At 32.3% G+C, this 1856-nt stretch carries 1 protein-coding gene and 1 pseudogene; both read right to left on the bottom strand.

Annotated features, from left to right (window positions below; translation table 11 throughout):
* Positions 1–120: 120 nt before the first annotated feature.
* Entirely contained in the window at positions 121–1128 is a 1008-nt protein-coding gene (locus tag KPC_RS19490; protein ID WP_121975959.1) for a FecR family protein, read from the bottom strand.
* A pseudogene (locus KPC_RS19485) lies at positions 1129–1693 on the bottom strand (sigma-70 family RNA polymerase sigma factor).
* Positions 1694–1856 lie beyond the last annotated feature (163 nt).

Below are 1856 nucleotides of genomic sequence, written 5' to 3'. Positions count from 1 at the left end.
ATTAATATCTGTATGACAAAAAAATTCACAATTTCCTAGCTTCTACTTAATATGACGAATGACAGAACAAAAAGTGGAACCCGTTTTTAAAAAAAATTATATTTATTTACCAAAATTCCATTAACCATTTGAAATATAAATAATATATGGTGTTATTTTGTATACTTTCAGATCAGGAAAAACGCTATTGAGTAAACGTAATGCATCATCTGGCTGATCTAAAGGTAAAACAGCATTGACACGGATCTGCTCCAATTGTTTACGATTAAATATAATCATTCCTTGATAATTATTATTTAACTCCTGTAAAACATCAGACAGAGGTTCATTCTCTACAAGCAATTGATGCTTGGACCATTTCTGTTGTTCGTATTCCAGATCATATTTTTTAAGGTTATAAACACCCAAACGATCTATTCTTATTTCTTGACCTGCCTCTACAATTACAGCAGTTTTAGGGTAACTCTGCCGAGTAAAAGGAATGATCTGAACTCGGGAATGTAACATTTTTACTTCTGTCATTTCAGGTTGATATCCCACACTAAAACTGGTTCCTAAAGCTTTAATCTGGCCATGTGTCGTTCTTACATAAAAAGGGCGTGATTTATCTTTGGCAACATCAATATAAACTTCACCCTGGATGATATCTATAACACGCTGATTTTTATCAAAACTGACATTAACTGCACTTTTCCCCCTCAAAACCAATACTGAACCATCATTAAGCTGCTGGCGTTGCCATCCCCCTGCTTTACCTTTAATGTCTGCAGTCAAATAACCGATAGGATTAAAAACAAGATAAGAATATATTCCACCCACAAGACTTATGATAAGAACAAAAAAACCGCTATAGTTTTTTAGAGGCTTATATTTTTTATCTTTGTTTAATACCGTTTTTAATGTGCTTTTTGCCAATAGTCGCTGTGGTTTATTTTCAGAGAATTGTTTTACCGCTCTTAAATATTGCTCAATATCTTCAGCTATTCTTTGATGTTTTGCACTTTTCGATTTCCAGCAATCAAATTGCTGTTGAATAACAACATAATCCTGCTCATCATCACTAAGTTTTACAATCCACTCTGAAGCTTCAGCTACAATTTTCTGTTTTTGCTTATCTTGCAGTGCCATTTATACAAGTTCTTCCATTTCAGTTCGAACCAAGTAACACTGTATTAAGCACTGTGCTAGATATTTTTGAACCATTTTGGTTGAAACTTGCAATTTTTCAGCAATTTCTCTATGAGTAAAACCATCAAGATAATGCCAGATAAAAGCTTTTTGAGCCTTTTCCGACACCTGCTCTAAAATCTGGCACAATTGATCAACTGCTTGAATAAGTTGCATCTGATCTTCTGGAGATGGAATATTGTCTAAAGTAAACTGTAAATGACTTAAACCATCGAGATAAGCCTGTTCTATTTTTTTTCGACGTACATGATCAATCAATAAGTTTTTTGCAATAGATGTCAAATAGGCTCTAGGTTCTTTAATACCGAGTAATTCATCCCGAGTTTGTATAATTTTGATAAAAGTATCTTGTACCAGATCAGCAGCCTGTTCACTATTGCCTATTTTCGTTCGCAACCATTGATATAACCATGAATGATGATTGCGATACAGATGGTCGATTACAGCTGGCAATTTATTCACAGGAAACTCTTCTGCACTTTTTACAAATGATAATAATTATCATTTATAAAAACATTAAGTCAAGACAAAATGAATTCCCCTCTTTTAATAAATGAATTAAAGTAATTCTCACAATGAAAGCTTTAAAATTAATTTATTGTTAAATATGTAATTTATTCACTTTACTATATAAAAATTCTCAAAAGAAAAATAACTCATTACATATA

The sequence above is a fragment of the Acinetobacter stercoris genome (genome assembly GCF_900323515.1).
Taxonomy (GTDB): domain Bacteria; phylum Pseudomonadota; class Gammaproteobacteria; order Pseudomonadales; family Moraxellaceae; genus Acinetobacter; species Acinetobacter stercoris.
The sequence above is the reverse complement of the archived record's forward strand: the minus strand, read 5'-3'. Positions and strand labels throughout refer to the sequence as shown.